Raw genomic sequence first — 3,743 nt, 5'->3', positions numbered from 1 at the left:
AGGAGACCATAAATCAGGCCGCCCACAAAGGCATCGCCCGTCCCTACCCTGTCCACCTCGTGCTCGATGTCGTAAATGCCCGCATGCTTCAGGCTGCCGTCGGAGTAGAGCACGGCAGCCAGCAGGTTGTGGTTGGAGGTGATGGAGTTACGGAGTTCCAGGAACACCTTGCCGCAACGGGGAACCAACTCGGCCACCCGCTTCCCATAACTCTCGAAAGCCGACAACGAACCGGCGAAAGAGGTATCGGCGACACTCTGTGCCTTGAAACCCACGGGGGCGATGCCCAATATCTCCCGATACTCCGGCTCGGCACCGAACAGCACATCGCTGTACTGTACCAGCGGCATCATCACCTCGGCGGCGGTCCGCCCGTAGTTCCACAGCTTCTTGCGGTAGTTCAGGTCGCACGAGATGACCAGCCCCATACGGTCAGCCACCTCCAGCGCCTCGCGGCACACCTCTGCTCCCTCCTGCGAGAGGGCGGCGGCAATGCCCGACCAGTGGAACCACCCGGCATCGGCAAAGACTTCCTCCCAATCTATCATGCCACGGCGCAGAGTGGCAAACGAGGAGCCTTCGCGGTCGTAGACTACGTTAGAATTGCGAAAGGCTGCTCCACGCTCCAGGTAGTACAGCCCCAGGCGGCTACCTCCGTAGACGAGGTGGCTTGTGTCTATCCCATACGTACGAAGAAAATCCTCGCAGGCACGGCCCACGGCATTGTCAGGCAAACGGGTGACAAACGACACGGGTACGCCAAAACCGGCCAACGAGGCTGCCACGTTGGCCTCGCTGCCTCCATAGGTGGCCACAAACTCATGGGCCTGCGTGAAGCGGCGGAAGCCCGGCGTGGTCAGCCGGAGCATCACTTCTCCAAATGTGACAACCTTTCTGCCGGTTGTCTTTATCTTTTTATCCATAAAACCTTATATTTATTCATTTAAACCCATCCTGTGGATGCGATTCTTGTTTTCCGGGTATCAAAGATACTATCAATTATTCAAGCAAACGTAAAGATTTAATAATAAATTTAGCCTACGAAGGGAAAATAGACAGAATTCTGACATTTTTATTATACATTTGCCGACATTTCCGATAAATACATATATCTGCATGAATACAAAGAAAAGAATTCCCTCGCCGCTGGTCTCCCTGATTCCCATCGTGCTGCTGGTGGGCCTGCTGGCAGGCACCATACACACCTTCGGCAGCGACGCGCTGAACGGGGGCAGCCAGATTTCGCTGCTCCTCACCACCGCCGCCTGCGCATTCATCGGCATGACCTTCTACCGCATCCCGTGGAAGGACTTCGAGATTGCCGTCACCAACAACATCACGGGTGTGGCCACGGCCGTCATCATCCTGCTCATCATCGGCGCCCTGAGCGGAGTGTGGATGGTGAGCGGCATTGTCCCGACGCTGATTTACTACGGCATGCAGATTATCCATCCCGACTTCTTCCTCACCTCCACGTGCGTCATCTGCATCCTGGTTTCCGTCATGACGGGCAGCTCATGGACCACCATCGCCACCATCGGCATCGCCCTGATGGGCATCGGCAAGGCGCAGGGCTTCGAAGAGGGCTGGACAGCAGGCGCCATCATCTCGGGCGCCTACTTCGGCGACAAGATTTCTCCCCTGTCGGACACCACCGTGCTGGCGGCATCGGTGACGGAGACTCCCCTCTTCACCCACATCCGCTACATGATGATTACCACCATCCCCACCCTCGTCGTCACGCTGACTATCTTCACCGTCATGGGCCTGACACACGACACGGGCGACACGGGACAGATTGCCGAGATAGCCGCCGCGCTGAACGAGCGGTTCACCATCAGCCCCTGGCTGCTCGTGGTGCCCGTCGTCACCGGCATCCTCATTGCCCGCAAGGTGCCCTCGGTCATCACCCTGTTCCTGTCCACCCTGCTGGCCGTAGTCTGCGCTCTTCTCTTCCAACCCGACCTGCTGCGCGAAATTGCCGACGGCGGCAGCCTCTTCAAAGGCACCCTGATGAGCGTCTACGGCAGTACCAGTCTGCAGACAAGCAACGCCATGCTGACCGAGCTGGTGGCTACCCGCGGCATGGCGGGCATGATGAACACCGTCTGGCTCATCCTCTGCGCCATGTGCTTCGGCGGCGCCATGACAGCCAGCGGCATGCTGGGCAGCATCACGTCGGTCTTCGTGCGTTTCATGAAGAACACCTTCAGCCTGGTGGCATCCACCGTGGCATCGGGCCTCTTCCTCAACCTGACCACCGCCGACCAGTACATCAGCATCATCCTGACGGGCAACATGTTCGGCAGCGTCTACCGCAAGGAGGGCTACGAGACCCGCCTGCTGAGCCGCACCACCGAGGACGCCGTCACCGTCACCTCTCCCCTCATCCCCTGGAACACGTGCGGCATGACGCAGGCCACCATCCTCAGCGTGCCCACGCTGACCTATCTGCCTTACTGTTTCTTCAACCTTATCAGCCCCCTGATGAGCATCCTCATAGCAGCCATCGGCTTTAAGATTGTACGGAAAACCGTGAACAATCCTGCCTGAGCGTTGTTGTTGCAATAAACTTTGTAGCCAAAGAAGGCGCGCCTGCCGGTGACGCCTGCCGAAGGCAACAGTCATATTCATATTAATATTAACCTAAACAAGAAAAAGACAGTATGAAAAAGTTTATTGCAATGGTGGCATTGGTACTGATAGGTGCAACGACCACCGCCATCTACGCCCAAACCAGTGCGGCCCAGCGCCGCGCAGAGCGCAAGGCACAGCGCGACGCCAAACGCGCCCGCCTGAAGGCCGAAGAGCGACAGCAGGAGCAAATCTCGTACGAGGACGCCGTGGCCGCACTGAAGGCCAACCAGTTTGTACTGGAAGGCGACCAGGTGATGTTCCCCAACGGACAGAACGCCTTCGTCAACTCCAACACCAACTTCGTGCTGGTCAATGGAGAACACGGCACCGTCCAGATAGCCTTCAACACCGTCAATCCGGGACCCAACGGCATCGGCGGAGTCACCGTAGACGGCAGCGTGTCGGACATGCAGATGACCACGGACAAGAAGGGCAACGTCAACTGCAACTTCAGCATCCAGGGCATCGGCATCTCTGCCCAGATTTTCCTCTCGCTCACCAACGGAGGCAACAACGCCACCGTGACCGTCAGCCCCAACTTCAACAACAACAACATGACCATCAGCGGCAGCCTGGTGCCCCTCAGCCAGTCCAACATCTTCAAGGGACGCTCCTGGTAAGCCCCTGCCACACGGTCACCGCAGCGGCTCCCGCCGCCCGGGCACGTGCCTGAAAACAGGCAGACGTTGACTTATTGTATTTTTCGGACGCGAACTGCGCGGACATGCACGGATACCTTTCCCATCTTTCCGTGGCATCCTGTGTAGTCCGCGTCTGATGTTGTATTTCCCCACATCACACATTATCAACAGATTGCATCATTCGCTGCCCTGCAAAGGCGGCAGGAGGAGCAGGACAAACTGGCGGGGAAGGCAGGACAAGGCGACACCTTTGCCCGCCTGAGGCGGCAGGTTAGTATCCATTAAAAGCCTTTCATCGAAAAATTAAAAGCCTTTTAATGGATAAATGAAAGCCTTTTAATTGCAAAATGAAAGGCTTTTAATTGATATAATACTTCGTTAAATTTATAGCTAATCCGTTGATAACAAATAAGTTAATTAATAAAGTTTAGCAGAATAAAATAGGTCAAGTAGCTGATTTTCATT

General features: G+C 56.2%; 3 protein-coding genes. 2 read left to right on the top strand and 1 reads right to left on the bottom strand.

Going from position 1 to position 3,743, the window contains the following annotated elements; all coding sequences use genetic code 11:
* On the bottom strand, positions 1-923 hold a 923-nt coding region (locus Q1Y74_RS13740; RefSeq protein ID WP_300814858.1), incomplete at its 3' end, for a sugar kinase.
* Positions 924-1,116: 193 nt separating this feature from the next.
* Here Q1Y74_RS13740 and Q1Y74_RS13735 point away from each other — a divergent pair.
* Both Q1Y74_RS13735 and Q1Y74_RS13730 read left to right on the top strand, forming a co-directional pair.
* Positions 1,117-2,553: a Na+/H+ antiporter NhaC family protein gene (locus tag Q1Y74_RS13735; RefSeq protein WP_300814857.1), complete on the top strand. Its 1,437-nt coding sequence runs from the start codon at positions 1,117-1,119 to the stop codon at positions 2,551-2,553.
* 113 nt (positions 2,554-2,666) lie between these two features.
* A complete protein-coding gene (locus tag Q1Y74_RS13730; RefSeq protein WP_300814856.1) occupies positions 2,667-3,257 on the top strand; it encodes a DUF4251 domain-containing protein in 591 nt (196 codons plus the stop codon).
* Positions 3,258-3,743 lie beyond the last annotated feature (486 nt).

Source organism: uncultured Bacteroides sp. (genome assembly GCF_949298305.1).
Taxonomy (GTDB): Bacteria; Bacteroidota; Bacteroidia; order Bacteroidales; family Bacteroidaceae; genus Bacteroides.
This window is presented reverse-complemented; position numbering and strand designations above follow the sequence as displayed.

Bases quoted from the DNA above. Each gene is read 5' to 3' on its own strand.
- Q1Y74_RS13735 (WP_300814857.1), top strand. From the start codon at position 1,117: ATGAATACAAAGAAAAGAATTCCCTCGCCGCTGGTCTCCCTGATTCCC.
- Q1Y74_RS13730 (WP_300814856.1), top strand. From the start codon at position 2,667: ATGAAAAAGTTTATTGCAATGGTGGCATTGGTACTGATAGGTGCAACG.